A 21,935-nucleotide genomic window follows, 5' to 3' on the forward strand; every position below is an offset into this window, starting at 1 on the left:
GAAGTCACACATTTGACAAAACATTTTTCAAGCTATTTCTAAGAGAGTACTGTTTTTCAAAAATAACTGTCCCTGACCAAAATATATCAAAGGCTAAAAGCCTTATCAACACCCCGTGCAACGTAAATCGATGCTGGCCATAAATTAATAAGACCTTCGATATCCTCCTATAGATTCGACGGTCATATTAATCCAGGTCCATTAAACTGATTCGACTATTATAGCGCGTGGAGAAATAACATTTGCCATGGAGGATCCGCTGGCAATAGCGTAACTTAAACTGTCATTGCATAAAACATTGGTCATAGTATTGAATGCACGTAGCGAATGTTGCTTAGAAAAGGTTCTCGTTAGCATGGTTTCTAATTGTTGACATTTAGCAATAAGGTTTAAAAACCCGGCAGGTGAGATTCAGCCCAACGGCTACCACCTCTTCCATCCCAACCCAACGGCGATTGATGCGCAATCGCCTTAAAAACTTGATGGACCTGCCGGTTCGATATTACCTGGACTCAACAGATAAAATATAATAATCGAAATATCACTATTTTGCCAAAGCGTATCCGCTTAAGTAGCTCTAACAAAAAACCGGCAGGTTTAACAAGGAGGCGGAGAGCCTCTTTTCACAACATCAACCTATCCCGGGATGATCGAAGTGTCTATTGTATTACCCCCACCGAACGGACCTGCCGGTTTTAAGTTAAAACGGCTAGTAAATATTACAAAGCCGAAGAAAATACCGCTTTGTACATAGTGATAATTAACACATCTTCATAGGGTGGCAGGACTATTATAAACACCAAACAGAGCATAATACCCTGAGCCGGTTTTCATTTACTCCTACCTACCAACTATCACCCACCCTCAACTGCATTTTAATATTACATTAAACACGCCCATTGCGTGATCCGTCAAAAATCCTTCCTGTTCAAAGAATTGCTTTCTTTGGATGATTTCATAAACTTCACCAACACAGGGAAAAGATCCAACGATGGCCTGAGCGCCATTGCTACGGGAAAAATTAATCACTTCAGCTATGATGCCAATTAACAACAGGTCAATCATATAGCGTGAATCCATATTAATACATTCCAGTGTATAAACCTCTCTTATGGTATCCAATACAGCAGAGGCCAGCGGAGTTCTCCCCACGCTGGCCGCGAAAATATGAATGCCTACCTTATGCTTTACCAAATTATCATTCACTAATATCTGCAATCTAATATTGTCCACGGTCTTGGAATAAAAACGGGCGCCTTTTGACTGGTACAGGATAGCCTGAAGATTCTCCAGCTCAAATTCAAGCTCTTTATTATAACTAACGGTGCTAACCAGTCGCTCATCCAGACTTATATGCTCCTGCTCTACAACAGCATTGGCTCCTGGGTGTGTGGAATCTTGTAAGTTTTTAGCAGTAAGCCCCTGTTCTTTATACTGCAAAAAACTACACAAAGTTCCCAGCTTTGCCAGGAATCTACCTGATGGTTGACGAGACAGAATGGATAATGACGGCGACAAATTGCCGACATAGTGATGACCTCTAAGGAATCGGTTCATGACGATAAAATGATTGATGACAATCGAGGTCTGACAGAAAAGAAGACTAGTGACTTGAGGATGCCAACAAGTGGCTGAAGCGGTATAAAACTACAACTAAAATGTTATATACAAATTTTTTTTTAGAAAATTTTGCCAGAGCTAGTGTACTGGGTTGATTTTGAATAAGAAAAAAAAATATCCCAACACCTGCAGATAGGGTCTGTAGAATAGGTTCATCGTTTATCTAACCACATCCAGGTAATAGCTTGATCGCATATACCACTAAGTGGTAGTTAGGAAATATTTGGTTGCTTTACATATTTTAAACATCGGTGGATGATTGCCCTGGCGGCATGCAATATTACGATGGCAACGGATATGACCGGGGAACAAAAGCGTTCGAGATCACCGATCAGGTACGTAATGTACTGGCGACGGTAAGTGACCGCAAAAATCCAGTGATGTCTACCGAGAATCAGAATGTAGTAGACCATTTTGATCCTATTATCCTGACCGCGACCAACTACTATGCATTCGGGATGCCAAGCCGCGAGGCGCTGCCTAATAATGGTTTGATTACAACTTTTTTCCTTTGGTCCATTTGGGCGTCTTTCTAATCCTTTCCGGAGGTAAACCTTTTCTTATTCGATTCATTTTGATTGCATTCACCATTTCAGTTTGGGAAATATGGGTTGCATTTGCGGTGGGATTGGGCTCCATCATCACCGTATTTAGAAACATGGTTTCTTTTTCATGAAGCCTGGTGCCTTCAAATTGTTTTCTCCACACCGGCGAAACCGGGTCAATTCTGAACCAGGATGGTAGCTCCACCAGGTAAATATTTTTTGGTGTGCTTAGTATTCCTCTTGCATCAATGTCAACTACTTTTTTATTTGCTTTATCATACCATGCATATACCTTATCATTGTTTTCACGGAATTTTTCAATTGAAAGTATATGCTTATCATCACTTATCGACCAAAGCTGATTTAGGGTTAAATCCAAAATATATTTATCTCCCATTATATCCACTTGTGGCAGCAATCCGGCTAACCGGTTCTTAATGGTATTATTTACGATTACAAAGCCAGCATTGTCTTCAAAGCTTTCCTGATTAATTTCAGTTAGTACATTATTTTCCTTTATAGGGCCCTTGAACAGTATCTCTGGAAATTTGACATTTATTTGCAAAAAGTGGTCTTGAATATCACCTTTATAAATCGCCTGTTTCGCCCTGTCATAAATAGCATGGTAATAGCCATCAACCGGTTTTTCTCCTTTGAAAGAAATGGCATTGTCAGGATTGTATTGTGGATATATCCTGCCAGTTTCATGTTCCAGATTAAAAACTACGCCATAAACCAATAATTGAGCAGCATGAGCATCTCCTATTTCACTAAGTCCGGTATGTATGTTATTGCTTTCCATATACAAGAGATATTATTATATCAAGTGTGATATAAGCCTGTTATATTAATGCCTACGCCCTTTTTTAGGAATTTTAGAAGATATTACCAGCTTACTTTCCGGAGGTAAATTATTTTTGATACGGTTTGATTTAATGACACTTGCCATTTCTGTCTGGGAAATATGAATGGATTTGGCAGTAGGATTGGGCTCCATCATCACCGTATTTAGAAATAATGTTTGTTTATCGTATAACCAGGTCGTTCTAAAATCTTTTCTCCAGGCCTCAGAGAGCGGATCAATACTGAGCCAGGATGGTAGCTCCACCAGGTAAATGTGAGGAGGCGTTCTGAGTAACGTCCTGGAATCAAGATTGACTATTTGCCCGCTTGCCTTATTATACCAGGCATATAACCGGTCATCTTTATTTAGAAACTGCTCCGTGGAAATTATGTGTTCAGGATTACTGGCTAATACCAGTTGATTTAAATTGAGGTTCAGCAGGTATTTATCTCCGGCTATATCAACAACCGGTAATATTCCTTTTAGCCGGTTTCTGATGGTTTCATTTACTATTACTACGCCTGCGCCGTCTCTGAAGCACTTTTCGTTTATTTCGTTTATTTCGTTATTATCCCTGATCGGCCCGCTAAACAGTATTTCAGGCAGTTTGATTTTCATGTCCATTTCGGGATCTTCAATAAGACCTTTACGAATACACTCATGAACCCTGTTGTATACCGCATGGTAATAACCGCCTACCGGTTTTTCTCCTTTGAAGGTTAACACAGCATCAGGGGCACTTTGCGGATATATTTTACCGCCTTTGTGCTCGATGTTAAAAGGTATGCCGTCAATAAATAATTGAGCCATATCAGCATCTCCTATTTCACTAAGTTCTATTTTCATAGTTTGTTATTCAAAAAATTATAAGAACTAAGCATTATCTTTTACGCCCCTTAGGTTTGCGGGCCGGGATTTTCCTTGTTTTTTCGGGTGGTGTTTTATTCTGAACCAGGTTATCGAAAGCTTTTTGCGCCAGTCGTGACTGGGCGATGGGAATATGTAATACAATTGGTTTAATTTCCATCATTACCTGATTAATGTATTCTGTTATATTATTAGTTTTTAATGTCCCATTAGCAATGTCTTTTTCTGCATAACCTATTGGATCAATGTTTAACCAGGGTTGGGTGAAAAAAATGTGATGAATATGCCGTAACGTCTGAAAATCCATCGATAGGTTAAGGGTAACTAATTTCTTTTGAGATTGATCATACCAGCCATACATGGATCCATCCTCATTTTTGAATTCATTTAATAGGATTTTATGGTTATTATCATTTACTAATCTTAATTCCTCTGAACATACATCTAAATAAAATTTGTCTCCCATTATATTAACCTCCGGTAACTTTCCTTCAATTCGATTTTTAATCGCTTCATTTACAACAACAAGCTTTGCATTATCTTTAAAGCACTGGTGATTGATGTTGTTAAGAATAGCATTGTTGGTTACTGGCCCATGAAGTAACTTTTTAGGAAACAATATCATAAGATCATGCTGGCTATCTACATTATTGCTGTTATTGTGCAGGGTATTCGTTACATCATTATAGAAGGCATGCTCATATAATGTATGCTCATCTCCCATATCCTTTATTTTTACAGGGGGAGCGCTTTTGTCCTGAGGATACACATCACCGGTACCGTGGTCTATATTAAAAACTTTTCCGTTAATGAAAACCTGCATCCTGTTAGGATCTCCTATCTCATCAAGTTCTATTTTCATTTTTTTCTATTTACGGATTGTTGCAATCAGTTTTTATCCCAGGGAGGAATAACAGCGGTCCGTATAATTTTTATATATGCTTTTTGGGAACTTCAGTTATCATTTTCCTGCCATTTTCCGGGGGGAGTTTTTTTTGAATACGATTGTTGAAAATAACATCAGCCAATGATGTGCGTGCAACAGGAGTTGATACGGCAGTAGGATTGGTATCCATCATTGTTACATTGATATATTCTGTTACGTTATTGTTTTTTAATTTGCCATCTGCAATTTCCTTCATCGCATAGCCTATCGGATCAACCGCAAACCAGCTATTGAGGCGAATCAGGTATACGTCTTTGGGAGTATCTACAATTGTGTGATAATCAAATTTGGCTAATGATTTGGTCGGCTTATCATACCAGGCATAGGTAAATTCTCCATCATTTGAAAAATCCTTTAAAGCGATGGAATATGTATCATCCTTAACAAGTCTTAACATATCTGCGCACATATCCAGATGAAATTTATCTCCCATTATATCAACCACTGGCAGTATTCCTAAAATTCTGTTTCTTATAGTCTCATTTACTACAACAAGATTGGCTTCACATTCAAAACATTTTCGATTTATGTCATTAAGCATTTCATTGTCACTGATTGGACCCAGGAGAATACTTTTGGGAATAGAAATCCGGTGTTGGTTCAGATAATCTTTAATTTCCCCATCCCTATACAGTGCTTTTTCTGATTCATCATAGATCGCGTAGAACTTGCCGTCTCTATAATTTAACTCTGTTGCATTTACCGGCAGGCAGCTTTTATCTTGCGGTTCAATATCACCGGTGTGATGATCAATATTGAATACCTTCCCTCTTATGAATACCTGCATCATATTATGATCCCCTATTTCATTGAGTACGATTTTCATTTAGCCAGATTAATAAGTAGTGAACAAGAACTGTAATCCGGTTGAAAATTAAGTTTCTGGAAAAAATTAAAATGGGAGTTTAACGGATTAGGGAAATTTTTATAAACATCATTAGCGATGATATATTAGGATTTTGACTTTGTTTCTAAACTTGGTGAATGATCAATTTGTTATAATAAGAACCAAAAGCCATTAGCGAATTATTAGGGGGATGGCAGACAATTCAAATCGTTAATTACAGTGTTTGAAACAATGGCTTGTCAGTAAATGATTTTTGTGAGAAGGGTTCAACCCCGCGGATATTAAATTTGGTCTATTATGCTTGTGTCGTTTGCTTTATGATTGGCAGCCACAGCAAAATGTATTTTTGTAACGAAAAAATACAGTAAATTTCAACTTTAACCTCTAAAACTACTGCTCATGCAATTCCGCCTTGGTTTTGTTACCTTCATTTCGATCATTTGTTATTGTTCCTGTCAACCAAAACCGGAGAAGATCGTCTTGGTTGACCCTGAAGAAACCGTGTTACAGGAAATCAACGATTCTATTCTTTCACTGGCAGCAGACACATCCATTAATCTGATACAAGGGACTGCTGCAACGGGAGATACCTGGGAAAGCTGGGAAAACGCGTTGTTTGCCTGTTTCAAGGACAAAACATTCCGCAAAAAAATTGTATACCTTGGCCCATCCAACCTGAAGTACTTGGGGACTATTTTATCAAAAGACAAGACACTCACACGTAGAGAACTGACCTACATTGTTCCTCCGACCGAACTGTCCAAATTCATAACGGTGGGTACTCCAGTTGATAACTGCGATTTGACAAAGATCAAAGATATGTCACTTAACTTTTTTCTCTCCGCTGCCATCAATCAGATGTCTGATTCATTAGGAACAGCCATCACCAAGTATGATAGTGTGAAAGTAACAGGTGGTAAATGGCAGATAGATGAGATCCGGACTGATGATCTGATTGATTACCTCAATGAGAATGCCACCAATCCCAAAATTGCAGGTTACAAAAAGTCTTTGCTCGATAAAAACAATGTTGTCATTACTAAGGTTGTAAAGATCACCGGGTTCAGTGCAGAAGTATACACCAACAAAGCACTAAGTACTGCCGTTAAAGCCGAATTAGATCCTTCTAAAGTGCTCAATATCGCTAATCCCGATTCAGCAAACAATCAGCTGTCCTTTAAGCTCAACCTGTCGAGCAACTCAAAAAGTGTGGTGAAAGTTTCCTCTACCGGTCAGTTCTATATTTTTGGAAGTGTATTAAAAGGCACAAAGCTTGACTAAGTAATATGGTTCAGAAATACATAGTTTGCCTGCTAGTAATACTGGCAGGGTTGCGAAGCAATGCCCAAGACACATTGGTGACCGGTTTGAATGATCCTTGTCCTGATGATATCAACAGGAACGTTACGCCCGGCGCGATAGTTCTTTCGTCTAATGTGGTTAATCCGCCCAAATCGGCCGATATGAGCCGTTTTTTGCCGGCTGTGTGCAATCAGGGACAGCAGGGAGCCTGTACCGCTTTTGCCGTAGCAGGTGCGCTTACAATTCTCCGAAGCCAGTCCAGGAACAAAACCTATGACCTTAACAGGGTGCTTGACTTTAATAGTTTTTATAGTCCCGCTTTTATCTTCAACATCGCAAAATCTAAATATCCCTATCCACGCAGTGAACAGTGTGTCGATGGCATCAGTTTTATAGATGCTTTTTTAATAGCCAGGGATTACGGGAGTGTTCCTTGGCTATCCTGCAGGTACAACCCCGCCGGTACCGCAGGCTGTCTTAGCATCAATTATCCGGACTCTAAAGCTATTAAGGACGGCAGGCAAAACCGGATCATCACTTTTCAAAGGCCAGACCTAGACCTCAACGTGTTTAAGTGTCTGCTGGCAGACAAGCCTGGCTATCCAATCTGCATCTCTGTAATGATCGATCAACTGTACAAAAATGCCAGCAACAATAGGGAGGGAGCGGCGATTTGGGCCAAAAAGGGCCCGCCCATCGTAGGGCAGGCCAATAACCGGCATGCGATGCTGATAGTTGGTTATGCTGATAGTATAAGATGCTTCAAAGTGTTGGACTCAAGAGGTTTTGAAAAGGGGGACAATGGCTTTCTCTGGCTTAGTTATGACCTTCTGCGGGACAAGGTTATCTACGACGCATATGTGTGCTCGTTCGATGACAATCTGCTGAAATCCCAAAAGTCAGTGGGGGCAACGGACCTTGACCTAAAGGTGGGTTCAACCAAAACGAGCTGGCTGAAGCAAGGATATTACAGGAAATTTAATGGCTTTAAGGTGTTTTGCAGCCGGATCGATAGACGTGCAGGTACTGTTAACTTCAGTATATCGGATGCCCATACTGACCAAGTATTGGTACCCAACATTTTGCTGACGCTCAACCAGCAGAAATATTTCACTTTACGTGGCAAAACATTTTCCCTTTATCTGAAAGACTTTACTTTCAAAGGAAAAAATGTGTTTAAGAAAGCGATCGAATTTGACATATCCCTTTCTGCAGAAAGGGTAGATGAGCAGTTCTATCGTTTAGGCTCAACCAAAGAAGATTTGGAACTACTGTTTTCCAATACATTTATTCGTCAAGGCAGGGAAGAGAAAAGAGCCATGTTCTACATCGGCCACAAACCTAACATAGGTTTAGGTGATCAGTTAGACGAAAACAATGACGTCACGAATCAGGCCACTCTTTCCGGGACTGATTCTAGCTTGATATATCCAAGTCTCCCTTCAATCTCCACCTACAGCTACAGCGGGGATACAACCATCAAATCACCATTTGACTTTAGAGTCAACAACTTCCTGGCAGCGATGTCTGCTGATATGGATGACTCGCTGCGGTCATTCCTCAACAGCAACAGTCATTTACGGGTAACTAAGTGCGGCTGGCAATATGATAACTTAGATATTGGGAAATACTGGTTTAGTAAGGAGGACACTACTGCGATGTATGATTCTGTAGATGCAAAAGGAAATGTAGTGCCTCCGGTACTTATTTACGGTATTTATAACCTATACTCATTGGAAGGTACTTTGCACGTCGATTCAGCTATGTCAAACAACATGCGTAATCGGTTAGCAAAAGGGGTGACGTTCGTCTTACGACAAAACAAGCGGTACCCACTAGCAACCATTACGTTGCGCCTGGAGGGTGAAGACGTTCGGATCAAAACAAATGGTAAGATCCCGGTTTTTGCTTGTAAAATGCCTGTTTATATGGTACAACATCCGAGCTTAGTGCGCCGGGTGTTTACTAATTTATTTAGTAAGCCCCATTACAAATAAATTCTTAGTAAAATGTATTAACTGATTAAAACTATTTAGTTAGTTTATAAGATGATATCTCTGCTCATTCTATACTTATATCGCAAAACCTTAACGTTCATCATAAAGTAGTTTGAAATCTTTACTTTCATCGCCTACTGAATTCTAATATACTATTGCTTAATAGTTTTAAACGGTAAATACGTCGATGGGTATCGCTTCTCAGGTTGGTGATGGATCAGATTGTTTTCACAAGTGTCCGTGCATTCACGGACCTTTTGGGATCAGTCCCTTTTTTATGCCTACTGGATAACCGAATTATACTGGAGGCTCATGCTTTAACTACATGAAATTATATTTGAAATTTTCCATGGCAAAATGGAAATGGGAGTTTTATAGATTAGTGAAATTTTTCTAAACAGCATTAACGATGATATATTAAGGATTTACTCTTTTTTTAAACTTGCTGAATGATCAATTTGTTATAATTAAAAACCGTAAAACTTATTTAATACTTAGTGCATGAATTTATCTCATGAAATCAAAAAGGTACAGGGACTCCTGAAAATCCCTGTCAGCTATCTTGAATTTGTAAGATTAAATAGTGTAACTGTTTATTCTGACGGGCAAAGTATTGGAGGTCTGCCTTGTTACATTATTTCGGATATCTATAACTATGATGTTTCAGAAAATGTGGTCAACCGGCTGGAATGGTATAAGGTGTATCAGAAGCGCAGGCATGAAATAGATCCTCTTATTGTTGAGAATATGGGAAGAAAAGATATTAACGGCTACGCCCAGCTATTCAGACAGGTGAGAGTTACTGAATATGAAAAAGATATTCAAGGAAGGCAACTGGCGCTTTATGAATGCTTTTTTGAAAGTGAGCAGTGGCGGGTACACCGGAAAAATTAATATCCATACTTTGCGCTTATACCACACAGGGCTGTTATGATGACAGTCCTGTGTGGTATTAAGCCTTTTTATGAATGCTATTCCGGCTTCCTTTCTGCAACTTTCCGCTTTTCATCTATTTCAGTCAGCCTTGCTTTCAGGACGTTTAATCTTTCGGTAACAACTGTAAAAGTAGGTGCACCGCTACCTAACATCGCGTCAAACATTTCCTTATAATCGGCCTCCCAGTTATCTATTAATGCAGCCGGGGGGATGAAGTTGATCTGCCCTATTGTTAATGTATCATATTCAACACCTTTGATAGGATTAAATGTCTTCCGGTGCGTTAGAATGGTAGTAAGCAATTCATGGTTATTTGCCGCTACTTCCCCATGTTGGCTATCCATGACAGCGTGAATATCATATAGGTGTCGTGACAACCGGTAGTGGCGTGGCTTTTCTTTTAAAAATTCTTCATGGAGCAACATGAGCTTTTCTAAAAAGGTCCTTTCCGGGTTCACGGTTGGGATTTCAAATGCAGGGGCCCCATATTGTGTACCGGGGAAATTACTACTTATCAAGGAGGTGATAGGGCGCATGGTATAAGGTTCTCTTAAACTTCTTGCGCCGATCTCGATGGTAACCCTGCTTTTTAGATACCCATTTACCGGAAAGAAAGTATCATATTCCAAAAAGATATTCCTGGGGTCGGCGTCACTGGATGTTATATCCTCTGCCCATATGCGTAATTCACTACGTTTTACGCCTAATTCGTCCATTTTCTGCTGCAGGACTTCTAAAAATTCACCGCCCATAAAGGCTGCACTTGCTTTGCGCAGCCTCTTTACATCACCCGGTGCCAGGCTATGATCTCCAAAACCCAATACCGATCTGTCAATCGCCAGGTCAATGTCTTCGGAAAAGCGGGTAATCAATCCCCAGCCTTTACTAAGGGAAGTGCCCCCCTTAAAGACCAGATTAGGCGCATATCTTGTTTGGAAAACGGCGTATAAGGCTAAAGTTACCCACCAATCTTTCTCTACGGCAGATGATGAAAATCCCTCTTTAATTGCTGTCTGCTCAATAAGTAGCTTTCTGCGATCGGCTGGTACCTGCAGCCAGTTAACTATGCTGTGTTTTTCAGGTGTTGCAGTATTAGATTGTTGATCCATTTTGGTGCTTTAACCGCAGCCTTTTTAACTTTATCGATGGGCTCGGCATCTAATAAAGATAACAATAAATTACTTTCTTTGTCGGTAATGGACTTAGGACCAATAGATTCTATCGCGGTTATGATTGAACCTATCTTTCCTGTTCCATACTTTAATTTCTTATTCGCTTTACCCTTGAAGACAATTTTATTCTTACCTATATTGATTGTTTTACTAGTTCCATTTGTTATATAAACAGTATTAATTGGAACCTGAGTAGATAAACCTACATTATTAATTGTCTGTTCTCCTGATGGTTTTATTTCAACCTGATCTCTTCTTGCAATAGCTTTCGCTACTTCATCCATCCCAGGATATAGGATACCTATCTCCGGATCTCTCTTTGGATTCAGGTAAATGCCATTTCCTAAACGAACGATTTCTCCATCTTTTACTAACCGGGACAAAATGATTTTGAGGGCTACATAATCAACTCCGGGGAAATCGCCAGGGAAAAAGATATACCCTTTGGGAAATCGTTTAATCTTTTGTGCCACCTTTTGTTTCAGGGACATTTCCATTATAATACCTCCAGGATTGGTTTAGACTCGCAAATTAGTATAGCAAAAATGTTACGCAAATTTACCGATTATTTTGATAGCCCTGATACCTATTTTGATAAAAAAGGTATCAATTTGAGCATCATATTAGATACCATTTTTTAGAAAAAAGGTATCATGATTGAAACTTTACCTGTGTGAAATATTGATTTAAATAATTAAAAATCAATTTAATAATATTGAATAATTTTTAATCTATTAATTTAAACCTAAAATAATATCTGTTTTATTTAAACCATTGAACCTTAAAAAGGTGCTTGCAAAAAGCATGTCCTAAAAAAAGCGTACCTTGCGAACCTCCTATGGTTCGCAAGGCCCAGTTGTTTTAAAATTGGCTATTAGTGTCTAATTGATTGAAATTCAATTGTTTTAAGGCTTTTTGAGTTTGGAAAATCAGACGAAAATCAAAACCTATCTCCCCAGTCCCTGACCTCCCTTGCCAGAGCTTGTAATAATTCGCTTGTTGGGCAGGATTTTTCTTTCAAAGCCTTCCTTTTTACTGCCAGCATTGTATTCAATGCCAGGCTCGGCAACTACAGGAGCGACCTCATTAACAGGCTGACCAATAGCGGAAGACCCTTCACCGGCTCCTACCGCTTCCATTTGAGTAGCTTTTAATCTTGCCTGAATTTCCCGTTCAAGTTTTGCCAGGCTTTCCTTAAGTTGTTTTAACTCTTCTTCCTTTTCAAATGGTTTTTCCAGAAAGGCCGTTAATAGAGGTGTATCACGTTCAATATCACCAATGTGCTTTTCGTATTTTTCTTTATGCCCCTCAATCATGTCCAAGGCATTAAGAAAAATCCTTGCGGTGAGTTTTGGATTTTCAAAAATTGGCTGGCCATTATTATATGAATATTCAAGACCGGTTGCAGGGCTATGCACATAGTACTTACTGTGATTTGATAAAATAGTCGTGCCATCACCTGTGATGGATTCGTGCCAGTTTTTATTAAAGTAAAGATCAAACCCATATAGGCTACCAATCTTATTGTTGCCTGGCTTGCCCATGGAAACATCCCGGTAAAGGGAAAGCAGGTGATCACCAATTTTTTCGCTATCGGCTTCCCGGAGGCCCAGCAGCTGAATAGGATTGCCCTTTGTTCCTTCCTTGGTCATAAACAACTGGTCTTTATAAGCGCTATGATCTTTACTATAGTTTGCTAACTGGTCCTGGTAATACCCCTTATCTTTCTGATATCTCTCTAATGTAATCCGCGAATAGCTTTTTTCCCGCAGATAAGCGGTCCGTAAGCTTTCCAGGGAGGCTATTTTTTTCTCCATCTGGCTTTTTTCCAGTAATGAGGTATCACCGGATAAAATAGCGATATACTCAGAGAGGTTCATTCCGTTTTGTTCATCAAAGGCTCCCTCGTCAATGGTCCTTACACTAAGTGAATTATTTTTGATCTGCGATATGTAGGTTTGTTTGATCTTAAGAAGGTTAAATTTGTAGTTGTCCAACGTTTGTTCAACGCCATAAATGAACGAATATACCTTATTGCCGTAATGGTGTTTTGCAACAAGATTTCCTTTTCTCTGACCGCGACCGTTACGCTGTTCCAGCTCAGAAGGTTTCCATGGTATGTCCAAATGGTGCATAGCAACTATTCGCTCCTGATAGTTGTTGCCTGTTCCCGCCTTTTCGGTGCTCCCTTCCAATATTCGCTTGTCCCCGCAATTCAACATATCAAAAAGCTTTGCCTTATTATTATCATTCCAGTCATGGATAAATGTTACCTGTTCGGCAGGAATGTTATATTCGTACATGAGCTTATCTTTCAATGCCTGGTATATGTTAAATGCATCAGGCTTGGGAGTACCAATATCACAAAATATTACCTGTGTGCCTTTATGTTCAGCGGACAAATGGTAGAATTCTGCCACTTTTGCCCCACAGGCGCTTACTTTATTACCAGGGTCATCACTATAAAGTACCGGATTTATTAACCGCATATCAGCAGTCATTTTCTTCGCATAATTGGTGGCAATGAGCATTCTCCCTTTATCCTCATCTTCCGTAAGTGGTGCCCGGCCCAAAAGGGTCGCATCCCCTGTGGAGGCAAACTGCATGAGCGCCTGTATGAAGGCTTCCTGATCTTTAGTAGGTTTCAAATTGACTAACTGTTCCACCATCTTCGGCCTGTCCAGATTGATGTCATCGGCAGTCTTATAGTCAGTGATGTCATTGTAAAACACGCACATTTCAGGTACCTTAATAAAATACCGGTACCGTTCCTTGGAAATAATCTGATTGGTAACAGAAAATTCAAAATCGGTGGACTTACGAGCAAACACCGCTGCCCAGCTATCAAAATTGGCTATCTGCTGGCGTTTCATTTCATTAGGGCGTAGGTATTTGAAGATCAGATACATCTCCGTCAGGCTGTTGGAAATAGGAGTGCCGGAAAGGAAGGTAACACAAAGGTCCGCGTCAAATCTTTGCTGTAGTGTTCTGACAGCGAAAAGCATATTCAACGCCTTTTGTGAGCCCGCCATATTACCAAGCCCTGCTACCCGGTCATGCCGGGTGGTAAAGGTGAGATTTTTAAAACGATGGCTTTCATCCACAAAAAGATGATCAACACCCATTTCCTCAAAGCTGATATCTTCGTCCTTTTTGTCTTTGATAGCCGCAGCAATTACTTTCATTTTTGCTGCGAGGTTTTGCTTGCGTATTTCAAGCCCTTTCAGTAAGCGCCTGCTAATTTCGCCTCCCTGTTTTTTTATTTCATCTAAATCCAGCGCGACATTGCGCAACTCTTCACCAAAAATCTGCTGTTGGATATTTAAGGATTGTGGGATTTTAATAAACTGATCATGGGTTAGGATAATGCAATCCCAGTCATTATTTTTTATCTCAGCAAAAATGCGCTGCCGTTGAGCGGGAGTGAAGTCGTTTTTCCCGGGGAAGAGCACCTTTGCTTTGGGGTAGGCTTTTTTAAAAGTGTCAGCTATCTGGGCAACATTGCTCTTTAAAGCAAGTATCATCGGTTTATTAACGATCCCCAGCCTTTTCATTTCCCAGGCAGCCCCCACCATGATAAAAGTTTTACCACCTCCTACCTCATGATCTATTAAGGCGCCCCTGTTTTGAATTATTCTCCAGATAGCGCCCTTCTGGCTATCATATATCTTATCATACCCTAACCGCTGCAGATCCAATCCAGGAAATTTTAAGTGGGAGCCATTGTATTTCCTGAGTACATAACAGTTATATGTATTGTTATATATTCTTTCAAGCCGTTGTTTATCTTCATTGGAAAGTTCAAGTAGCCAGGAACCAAATTGAACCCGGATATTCTCAATTTTCTGGTGGGCAAGCTGGATGGCCTCATTGTCCGGTACCCTGGTTTTTCCGGTTAGTCCTTCTACTTCATAAGTGAAAAAGGGGCCAGTATTTTCCAGCGCATGTTCCAGCAATGTATTGCCATACATGGTGTGCCCCTGTTTAGGGGTCACCGCATATTCTACCCTGACCTTATTGTTTTCCCTACCCGCTACTACCTTAAAGCTATCCACAGAACCAGTATAATGAACAACTGCATTTGTATCGAAGAGTTTTGTGGCAAATCGGTTATAGAAATCTAACGGTATCCACCGTTCTCCTAAATTAAAATCCAGCAACTCAAAGGGGATAGGTTCCGGTTGTACTTTTGTTAATGCTTCAAGACTGCGTTTAAACTGGAAATTGTCAGGATGTACGGCCACCGCTGCCTGAATGATCGCCAGCTTTTCAACCACATTACCGCTTAAATATTTGTCTGAAGTCTCCCAGGACTGTGAAGTGGGGTTGATATAGATATGCTCACCCAGGGCCGCAATGGTAGCCTCCTGCTGCTGATCAATTATTCGGGCGATATAGGCAATATCTACCTGGCCTTTGTCATTAAGGCACCGGGCCAATGCCTCCAATGGATCACTGGTGTGCAGGTCCTCCACATGCTTTTTTAAAGGCGCAAGGAGGATATCGCTTTTTACATACTGTTCGTCCTGCTTGCGCTCCAGGGATGCCAGCATGCGCGCGCCGAAACCTTTGTCATTGAGCAGGAGTTTGCGGTTGTCCGGTTTGTTAAGTGTTCCAAATCTTTTGACCAGTCCATCATACTGCTCATTCAATCTCTCCCGTATGGCAGCACCACCAGCCAGGTTCTCCTGCTCATTTTCCATCCCATACAATTGCAGGTAAAGATCCCTGACCAGGCAGTATGCCTTAAGAAAGGATGCCTGGGTACCTTTAATATCAAATGGTGTAAACTGGCCGGTACCTCTCTTTGAATCATAATCAGTAAGCTGCCCCAGCCTGTCTTTATGAACGACCAGCATATTTTCCATGCTATAGGGTGGAAGGGACCGTAATAGATTTTCCTGGGAAACACCTATTCCAAAAGATGACTTCAGGTTTTCATCTCCGGTATATATGTAGGTATAGTCGAAAGTATTTAGGTGCTCACTTACCTTTTGTAGCTGATCATTTAGCATGGCAGGGGTAAGCCAGGCATCTGAAACCTTCATTTCATTGACATTACTGATAAGGTGATATAAGTACTTGTCACTGGATTTAGCTTTGGCGGTAATCAACAGGAAGACCTCATGGTCGGGGATTTCTTCGATTTTGATAGTAGAGATAACCCGGGCTGTGGCGGGCTTAATAAAACGGTTATCACCAGCCGTTAAATAATCCCCCGCCCGGTTGCTTTCGGTGACGGGCGCAACATCAAATAAGCCCAACTGGGTAACCGAGATATTGGATTTTGCAGGTGGGAGTGGCTTAAGCGTGAAAGCGTTACTACGCTTTATAGCAGGGGGCACCGGTTCCTGCCGGATGCTTTCAAATGCCTTGCTGTCAAAATGATGGGCGATGTCATGGAACAGAATTTTTCTTAAGGGTTCGCCGATTTGATCAAGCGGGCCATTCTGCCAGACGGTCATATGGGCTTTGCCGTATTGATTTTTTCCGGGGATAACTTCATTGCCAATAATAACTGAAGGGTTTTCATGTATATATTGGTTAAGCGGGTAATCCCCGAATTCATTATTAAGCTTTACAGTATTGATAAGCTTGTGTTCGAGGTCCGACAAGGTTTTCTCTCCAGCGACTTTTTGCACGATCAGCAAATGGGAGGGAGCCTCGGTATTTGCCTCATCTTTCATGAGGTTATCGGGCATAACAGCCAGGCTGATAAAATTGGATTTAGAAAACAGGTATTGCCTGGCAGGTTGATTGGAGGGCGTATTTAAAAAAGCATCTGTCGTAAGAAAAGCCATCAACCCGCCCGCATCTATTTTTTCTAAACCTTTAGCAAAGAAATAGTTGTGTATCTTATCAGTTAGCAGAGTTCCGCTAAAAGCCGGATCGAATACTGAAAAGTCACCAAATGGGATATTGCTGCAGATAAGGTCATATCCTGATTCCTGGTTGCTTGTCTCTTCAAAGGGAGAAATATTGACCCTGGTAAGTACAGGAAGTGTTTTGGCAATCCCCTTTAATACAAGACCAGTCATCATATCCTTCTCTACGCCGTTGATACTTAAAAGAGAGGGAAAGGCATGAACAGCCTCGGTAATAAAAACACCGGCACCACTACTGGGTTCATATAGTCGTTTGGGCGCAATATTGAGATCATTGAGGGTATTAAATAAAACTGAGGGAATTATGGAAGGCGTATAAAAAGCAGTAAGGGTACTGTTTTTTAAAAGCTCAATGGTTTGATTGTACTCATGTTCAGAGAAATGTTCTTTTAAGAGGTGATGAAATTCCATTATCCGGCCGTAGTGACGCATGTCATTTTGGGAAGCTCCCATTTTGCGCCACTCCTCCTCATCACCTGCAGGAAACAATATTTGCTTTATACCACCAAACCCGCGATAGTTTTTTAATAATAAAACCTCCTCATAGGTAGGCACATGCCCTTTTTCACAAGCCAGCGCCACACGGCAGGCAGCAATATTTGCCACCAGCCTCTCTTCCACATTAAAGGCCATGACATCAATTTTAAAGGTGTTCGGAAGTCAATATGTAGTCATTGATCCGTTCGAGGACCGCGTAGGAAATAAGGCGGTCTTCTTCATTTTGCTCGGAGAATCCAAACTGATCAAATACCTCATTACAGTGGGTTATCAGATTGATGATTTCATACGTGAGGATCCCTGCTTCTCGCCATTGCAGATAATACTTTTCAAAATCAGTCTCCAGTAAATTCTTAATGTATAAGTATTTAGAAGGCCGCAATTCGCCAGTGAGCACCGCCATACATTGCGCCTCGATCTCATCGGCAGGAAGGTTTTCTTCCAGTAACTCATTTAGAAAGGATGAGATGCTATTGACCTTGGTATCCAGATAATTGTTGACACCTTGTTCTTGTTGAAGCCTGACAATCATATCCGGATTATTGTCAACCAGGAAGTTGTATAATTCTTGTTTAAGTAATTGTTCCATGAGATTATTTTTTTATGTAATTAATCAGCTACTTATGGATAGCTGGTAAGTCAATACCTTTTTATACGAAATTGCTAAAGGGGTAATTATAATAATGGGACATTGCCGGAGGTGGGAGAAAGTTTGCGTTATCTTAGTCAGCATGCACTGATCGTAAGCCTGATCGAATACGCATCCCACCGGGTTATAACCGGGAGCATTAAAGGAAAGAGATTTATTTATCTATGATACTGCAAATTGTAATAGCGCAATCTTCTATATTGTATTGGCAAAGCTGTCATATAACTGGGGACAATTAAAAGGCCAATAAAAATCAGCCTTCTTCCATTCGTTCACTAACAAATCCTCATTATTCCGGTTTATAAGTAATTCTATTTATTCTTAACTTAATTATAAGTCAATAGGCTATATAAAAATTCAAAAGTTAGTTGTCGAAGCTATATTGTTTGACTAAATCTGTCGTAAATTCATAGACGACTTTTGTTAACCAATTCTTACTACCCACAAAAAAATAGCGGACACTTATGTCAGAAGTATCCGCTTTTTGACGACAACGAGATGAATCATTGTTGGTCAGGAACAAAACTAAATTTATGATTCCTGACTGCAAAAATCTTATTCTCTTCAAAACGAAATTGTTCTCTTCAAGAAAAAAAAGTCTCCTTTCGATAAAGGTATTATTAGTTCTATCTATCATATTTATTACCAATCAGAGTGTTTGGGGGCAGGGAAGAATAACTATTTCTGGAAAGCAGTTAACGCTATCAGTTGTGCTCCAACAAATAGAATCGCAGACCGGTTATACATTTTGGATGGAAGATGGGGCAGTCGATAAATCCAGGAGAGTAGATATAGAGGTAAGCGATATCCCACTTGACCAGTTGTTAGGGTTTGTCTTCCGAAATCAACCAGTGACTTATAAAGTCATCGGACAAACGATTGTTGTTAAATCCGGTCCGGTCATTTCAAAAAAGCAGGTAATTCAGGGCATAGTAGTATCGGACGGACAACCGGTGGAAAGTGCGTCTGTTCAACTTAAAGGTTCTCTGAAAGGTGTTATCACTAATACCAGGGGAGCGTTCTTATTGACTGCAAATCCCGGTGATACGATACTGGTTGTTTCCTGTGTGGGTTATGAAATTCGGGAGGTGAATACTGTCGATAACAAGTTCCTGCAGATTGAAATACACCGGACAGTTCAGCAATTGGATGAACCGGTTGTAATTGGATACGGTACGACTTCCAGGCGATCTAATCCTGGATCAGTAGGAACATTAAGCAGTGGGCAAATAGATATTCAGCCGGTTACTAATCCCTTGTTAGCTTTGCAAGGACGTATTCCAGGATTATACATTCAGCAAACAACCGGATTGTCAGATGGTGGTATTATAGTGAATATTGGAGGCCAAAGTAGTGTTGAAAGTAATAATACTCCTTTATTTGTTGTTGATGAAGTCCCATTTTCTTCTAACCCATTGATACAAACAGGTAGTAGTATCGTTCCTCAAGGTAGTCCGTTATCTTATATCCATCCACTCGATATTGAGAATATTTCGGTTTTAAAAGATGCCGATGCGACTGCAATTTATGGCTCCAGAGGGGCTAATGGTGTTATCCTTATTTCAACTAAAAGAGGCGGTGTTGGAAGAAATCAGATGTCTGCTACTAGTGAATTGGGTATTGGTAAGATTGGAACTCGTATGAAATTACTTAATACCGCGGAGTACCTGATGATGCGCAGAGAGGCGTTTGCTAACGATCAAGTGCAGCCCGATCCGAACGTTGATGATGATTTATTGTCATGGGATACGATTCGCAACGTAGACTGGCAGAAAGAGTTGATAGGCAAGACGGGTTATATTATGCAGGATAGACTATCGGTGTCGGGCGGAAGTAAGGCGATAACCTATTACGCAGCCGGAAGTTATAGAAAGGAAACAACCACATTTCCTGGTAATTTTTATAATAAAAAAGGTTTTATTAATTCAAATATTAGTACTACATGGGGGAAACGTAAAATAGCGTTGAATTGTTCTTTATTAGGGACTATCGATGATAAGACTTTGCCATATGAAGATCCTACATCGATCGCTTTACGTCTTCAACCAAATGCACCGCCAGGGTATAATCCGGATGGCAGTTATAACTGGGCATCTGGTTATAGAAATCCGTTCGCAGCCCTTCATCAATTGTATAAAGCTCATGGGAGTAATTTAATTGTTAATACAGGAGTGACATATAGCCCGTGGAAGGGAGTCAGGTTGAAAACGAACCTTGGTTTAACTTCAACTAATATAAATGAAATTACACCAGTTCCAGTATCAACAATTGATCCTACGCTAGGTTTGACCACGAGTTACAGCACATTTGGTAAAAGTCGGGTGACTTCATGGATTATTGAACCACAATTTGAATACGTCAAATATTTGGGACCCGGTAAGATGACATTTTTTTTAGGTGCTACTCTACAGGGAATTAACCGCAGTTCAGAGTTGCTGTATGCAACAGGTTACACTGATCCGGCAGCGTTAGAAACTACAGACGGTGCTGCCAGCATTACTACAGTAGACAAAATGTATACTGAATACAAGTATATGGGTTTTTATATGCGTTTAAGGTATGACTTCTATAACAGGTATATTGCCGAAGTTACTGGTCGGAGAGACGGGAGTAGTCGATTCGCCCCAGAAAGACAGTTTGGAACATTCGGAGCATTTGGATTAGCCTGGTTATTCACTGAAGAACCATGGTTTAAGTTTAAGAAAAGAAAACTATTGAATTTTGGAAAGCTAAAAATAAGCTATGGCAACGTAGGAAATGATCAGATTGGGGATTACAAGTATTTAAGTGCCTGGTCACCATTAATTTATACTTACAGTGGAATAGTCGGGTTATCTCCTACAAGATTATACAATAGTGACTATGGCTGGGAAAGCAGTAGGAAGATAAATTTCGGTTTTGAGGGAACACTGATGAAAGACCGCATACAATTTAGTATTAATTATTACCGCGCAACAACATTCAATCAATTAGTCAGGTATCCCTTGTCGTCCGTTACTGGTTTCCCTTCATTGCAAGGAAATCTACCTGCTGTTATTAAGAATACTGCCATTGAGTTCGAATTAACTACAATAAATGTTAGAAAGCGACTCTTTACATGGACGATATCTGCAAATGTTACTCTCCCTCGTAATAGATTAACATCGTTTCCTAAACTTGCTGCCAGCGATTATGCGACTGTATACACTATTGGGAAAAGCGTTTATTCAACGAAAGCCTTCCATTTTACCGGGGTGGATAAAAATACAGGTGCTTATACATTTGAAGATACTGATAAAGACGGGCAGATATCTTTTCCAAATGATTTGACTTCGTATAAAAATGTTAGTAAATCCGTGTTTGGTGGAATTTTGAATGAATTTTCATATAAACAATTTTCAGTAAGCTTATTTATTCAATTAGTAAAACAAAATGGTTTCAATTATATATATAATAATAGAGGACTTACGACCCTTGTACCTGGAACGTCTGCTAATCAGCCTAAGTATGTTATGACCCGTTGGCGGCAGAAGGGAATGAACACTAATGTGCAACGTTTTACACAGCAGGGCGGATCTGATGCATATAATGCCTATGGGGTGTATCTGGCAAGCGATGCTGGAATCAGTGATGCTTCATTTTTACGCTTAAAAAATATCTCTTTATCATATCTTCTGAAAAAACAACATTTAATCACTACCACACTACCGAAGATAAAATTTATGTTACAAGTACAAAATCTTTTTACCCTAAGTAGTTATAACGGGGAAGATCCGGAAATTCAAACAAATTTTGGAATTCCAGTTGTTAGAGTCCTGTTGATGGGAGTGGAAATGAACTTTTAGAAT

At 40.1% G+C, this 21,935-nt stretch carries 14 protein-coding genes; 5 read left to right on the forward strand and 9 right to left on the reverse strand.

The annotated features are described in order from the left end of the window. Positions 1-864: 864 nt before the first annotated feature. Positions 865-1,557: a hypothetical protein gene (locus BW716_RS05970; RefSeq protein WP_143708735.1), complete on the reverse strand. Its 693-nt coding sequence runs from the start codon at positions 1,555-1,557 to the stop codon at positions 865-867. A gap of 314 nt (positions 1,558-1,871) precedes the next feature. Here BW716_RS05970 and BW716_RS05975 point away from each other — a divergent pair, with 314 nt between their 5' ends. Next, on the forward strand, positions 1,872-2,156 hold the full coding sequence (locus BW716_RS05975) for a hypothetical protein (RefSeq protein WP_143708736.1): 285 nt from the start codon (positions 1,872-1,874) through the stop codon (positions 2,154-2,156). On the opposite strand, the gene BW716_RS05980 is transcribed toward BW716_RS05975, so the two are convergent. The 4 genes from BW716_RS05980 to BW716_RS05995 form a co-directional block, all read right to left on the reverse strand. Beyond that, on the reverse strand, positions 2,116-2,967 hold the full coding sequence (locus BW716_RS05980) for a hypothetical protein (RefSeq protein WP_083721620.1): 852 nt from the start codon (positions 2,965-2,967) through the stop codon (positions 2,116-2,118). The two genes, BW716_RS05975 and BW716_RS05980, sit on opposite strands and share 41 nt — an antisense overlap. 45 nt (positions 2,968-3,012) lie before the next feature. Beyond that, positions 3,013-3,855: a hypothetical protein gene (locus BW716_RS05985; RefSeq protein WP_083721621.1), complete on the reverse strand. Its 843-nt coding sequence runs from the start codon at positions 3,853-3,855 to the stop codon at positions 3,013-3,015. Positions 3,856-3,889: 34 nt separating this feature from the next. Beyond that, positions 3,890-4,738, reverse strand: a complete 849-nt coding sequence (locus BW716_RS05990; protein WP_083721622.1) for a hypothetical protein — start codon at positions 4,736-4,738, stop codon at positions 3,890-3,892. Between the two features lie 70 nt (positions 4,739-4,808). Then, positions 4,809-5,648, reverse strand: coding sequence for a hypothetical protein (locus BW716_RS05995; RefSeq protein ID WP_083721623.1), 840 nt, complete (start codon positions 5,646-5,648; stop codon positions 4,809-4,811). Between the two features lie 420 nt (positions 5,649-6,068). On the opposite strand from BW716_RS05995, the gene BW716_RS06000 reads away from it, so the two are divergent. The 3 genes from BW716_RS06000 to BW716_RS06010 all read left to right on the forward strand — a co-directional run bounded on the left by BW716_RS06000 (position 6,069) and on the right by BW716_RS06010 (position 9,862). After that, entirely contained in the window at positions 6,069-6,950 is an 882-nt protein-coding gene (locus BW716_RS06000; RefSeq protein ID WP_143708737.1) for a hypothetical protein, read from the forward strand. Between the two features lie 182 nt (positions 6,951-7,132). Beyond that, positions 7,133-8,968 (forward strand): C1 family peptidase, encoded by a 1,836-nt coding sequence (locus BW716_RS06005; RefSeq protein WP_143708738.1) that lies wholly within the window; start codon positions 7,133-7,135, stop codon positions 8,966-8,968. Positions 8,969-9,469: 501 nt separating this feature from the next. Continuing rightward, positions 9,470-9,862 carry a hypothetical protein gene (locus BW716_RS06010; protein WP_083721626.1) on the forward strand — a complete coding sequence of 131 codons (393 nt, stop codon included), beginning with the start codon at positions 9,470-9,472 and terminating at the stop codon, positions 9,860-9,862. Positions 9,863-9,939: 77 nt separating this feature from the next. Here the strand turns inward: BW716_RS06010 and BW716_RS06015 are convergent, their stop codons facing one another. The 4 genes from BW716_RS06015 to BW716_RS06030 all read right to left on the reverse strand — a co-directional run bounded on the left by BW716_RS06015 (position 9,940) and on the right by BW716_RS06030 (position 18,048). Continuing rightward, complete coding sequence (locus BW716_RS06015) at positions 9,940-11,013, reverse strand: nucleotidyl transferase AbiEii/AbiGii toxin family protein (RefSeq protein ID WP_083721627.1); 1,074 nt, start codon at positions 11,011-11,013, stop codon at positions 9,940-9,942. Beyond that, positions 10,968-11,567 carry a DUF6088 family protein gene (locus BW716_RS06020; protein WP_143708739.1) on the reverse strand — a complete coding sequence of 200 codons (600 nt, stop codon included), beginning with the start codon at positions 11,565-11,567 and terminating at the stop codon, positions 10,968-10,970. Before BW716_RS06020 ends, BW716_RS06015 begins: the two co-directional genes overlap by 46 nt. Before the next feature lie 456 nt (positions 11,568-12,023). Next, the gene (locus BW716_RS06025) at positions 12,024-17,594 is read right to left on the reverse strand and encodes a DEAD/DEAH box helicase family protein (RefSeq protein ID WP_083721629.1); all 5,571 of its coding nucleotides are present in this window, start codon (positions 17,592-17,594) and stop codon (positions 12,024-12,026) included. A gap of 10 nt (positions 17,595-17,604) precedes the next feature. Next, on the reverse strand, positions 17,605-18,048 hold the full coding sequence (locus tag BW716_RS06030) for a hypothetical protein (protein ID WP_083721630.1): 444 nt from the start codon (positions 18,046-18,048) through the stop codon (positions 17,605-17,607). Positions 18,049-18,641: 593 nt separating this feature from the next. On the opposite strand from BW716_RS06030, the gene BW716_RS06035 reads away from it, so the two are divergent. Then, positions 18,642-21,932 carry a SusC/RagA family TonB-linked outer membrane protein gene (locus BW716_RS06035; RefSeq protein ID WP_083721631.1) on the forward strand — a complete coding sequence of 1,097 codons (3,291 nt, stop codon included), beginning with the start codon at positions 18,642-18,644 and terminating at the stop codon, positions 21,930-21,932. Positions 21,933-21,935 lie beyond the last annotated feature (3 nt).

This window comes from [Flexibacter] sp. ATCC 35208, assembly GCF_001975825.1.
Lineage (GTDB): Bacteria > Bacteroidota > Bacteroidia > Chitinophagales > Chitinophagaceae > Chitinophaga.

Coding starts and splice junctions, on each gene's coding strand:
- BW716_RS05970 (WP_143708735.1), bottom strand. CDS start 1,557: ATGAACCGATTCCTTAGAGGTCATCACTATGTCGGCAATTTGTCGCCG.
- BW716_RS05980 (WP_083721620.1), bottom strand. CDS start 2,967: ATGGAAAGCAATAACATACATACCGGACTTAGTGAAATAGGAGATGCT.
- BW716_RS05985 (WP_083721621.1), bottom strand. CDS start 3,855: ATGAAAATAGAACTTAGTGAAATAGGAGATGCTGATATGGCTCAATTA.
- BW716_RS05990 (WP_083721622.1), bottom strand. CDS start 4,738: ATGAAAATAGAACTTGATGAGATAGGAGATCCTAACAGGATGCAGGTT.
- BW716_RS05995 (WP_083721623.1), bottom strand. CDS start 5,648: ATGAAAATCGTACTCAATGAAATAGGGGATCATAATATGATGCAGGTA.
- BW716_RS06000 (WP_143708737.1), top strand. CDS start 6,069: ATGCAATTCCGCCTTGGTTTTGTTACCTTCATTTCGATCATTTGTTAT.
- BW716_RS06005 (WP_143708738.1), top strand. CDS start 7,133: ATGAGCCGTTTTTTGCCGGCTGTGTGCAATCAGGGACAGCAGGGAGCC.
- BW716_RS06010 (WP_083721626.1), top strand. CDS start 9,470: ATGAATTTATCTCATGAAATCAAAAAGGTACAGGGACTCCTGAAAATC.
- BW716_RS06015 (WP_083721627.1), bottom strand. CDS start 11,013: ATGGATCAACAATCTAATACTGCAACACCTGAAAAACACAGCATAGTT.
- BW716_RS06020 (WP_143708739.1), bottom strand. CDS start 11,567: ATGTCCCTGAAACAAAAGGTGGCACAAAAGATTAAACGATTTCCCAAA.
- BW716_RS06025 (WP_083721629.1), bottom strand. CDS start 17,594: ATGGCCTTTAATGTGGAAGAGAGGCTGGTGGCAAATATTGCTGCCTGC.
- BW716_RS06030 (WP_083721630.1), bottom strand. CDS start 18,048: ATGGAACAATTACTTAAACAAGAATTATACAACTTCCTGGTTGACAAT.
- BW716_RS06035 (WP_083721631.1), top strand. CDS start 18,642: ATGATTCCTGACTGCAAAAATCTTATTCTCTTCAAAACGAAATTGTTC.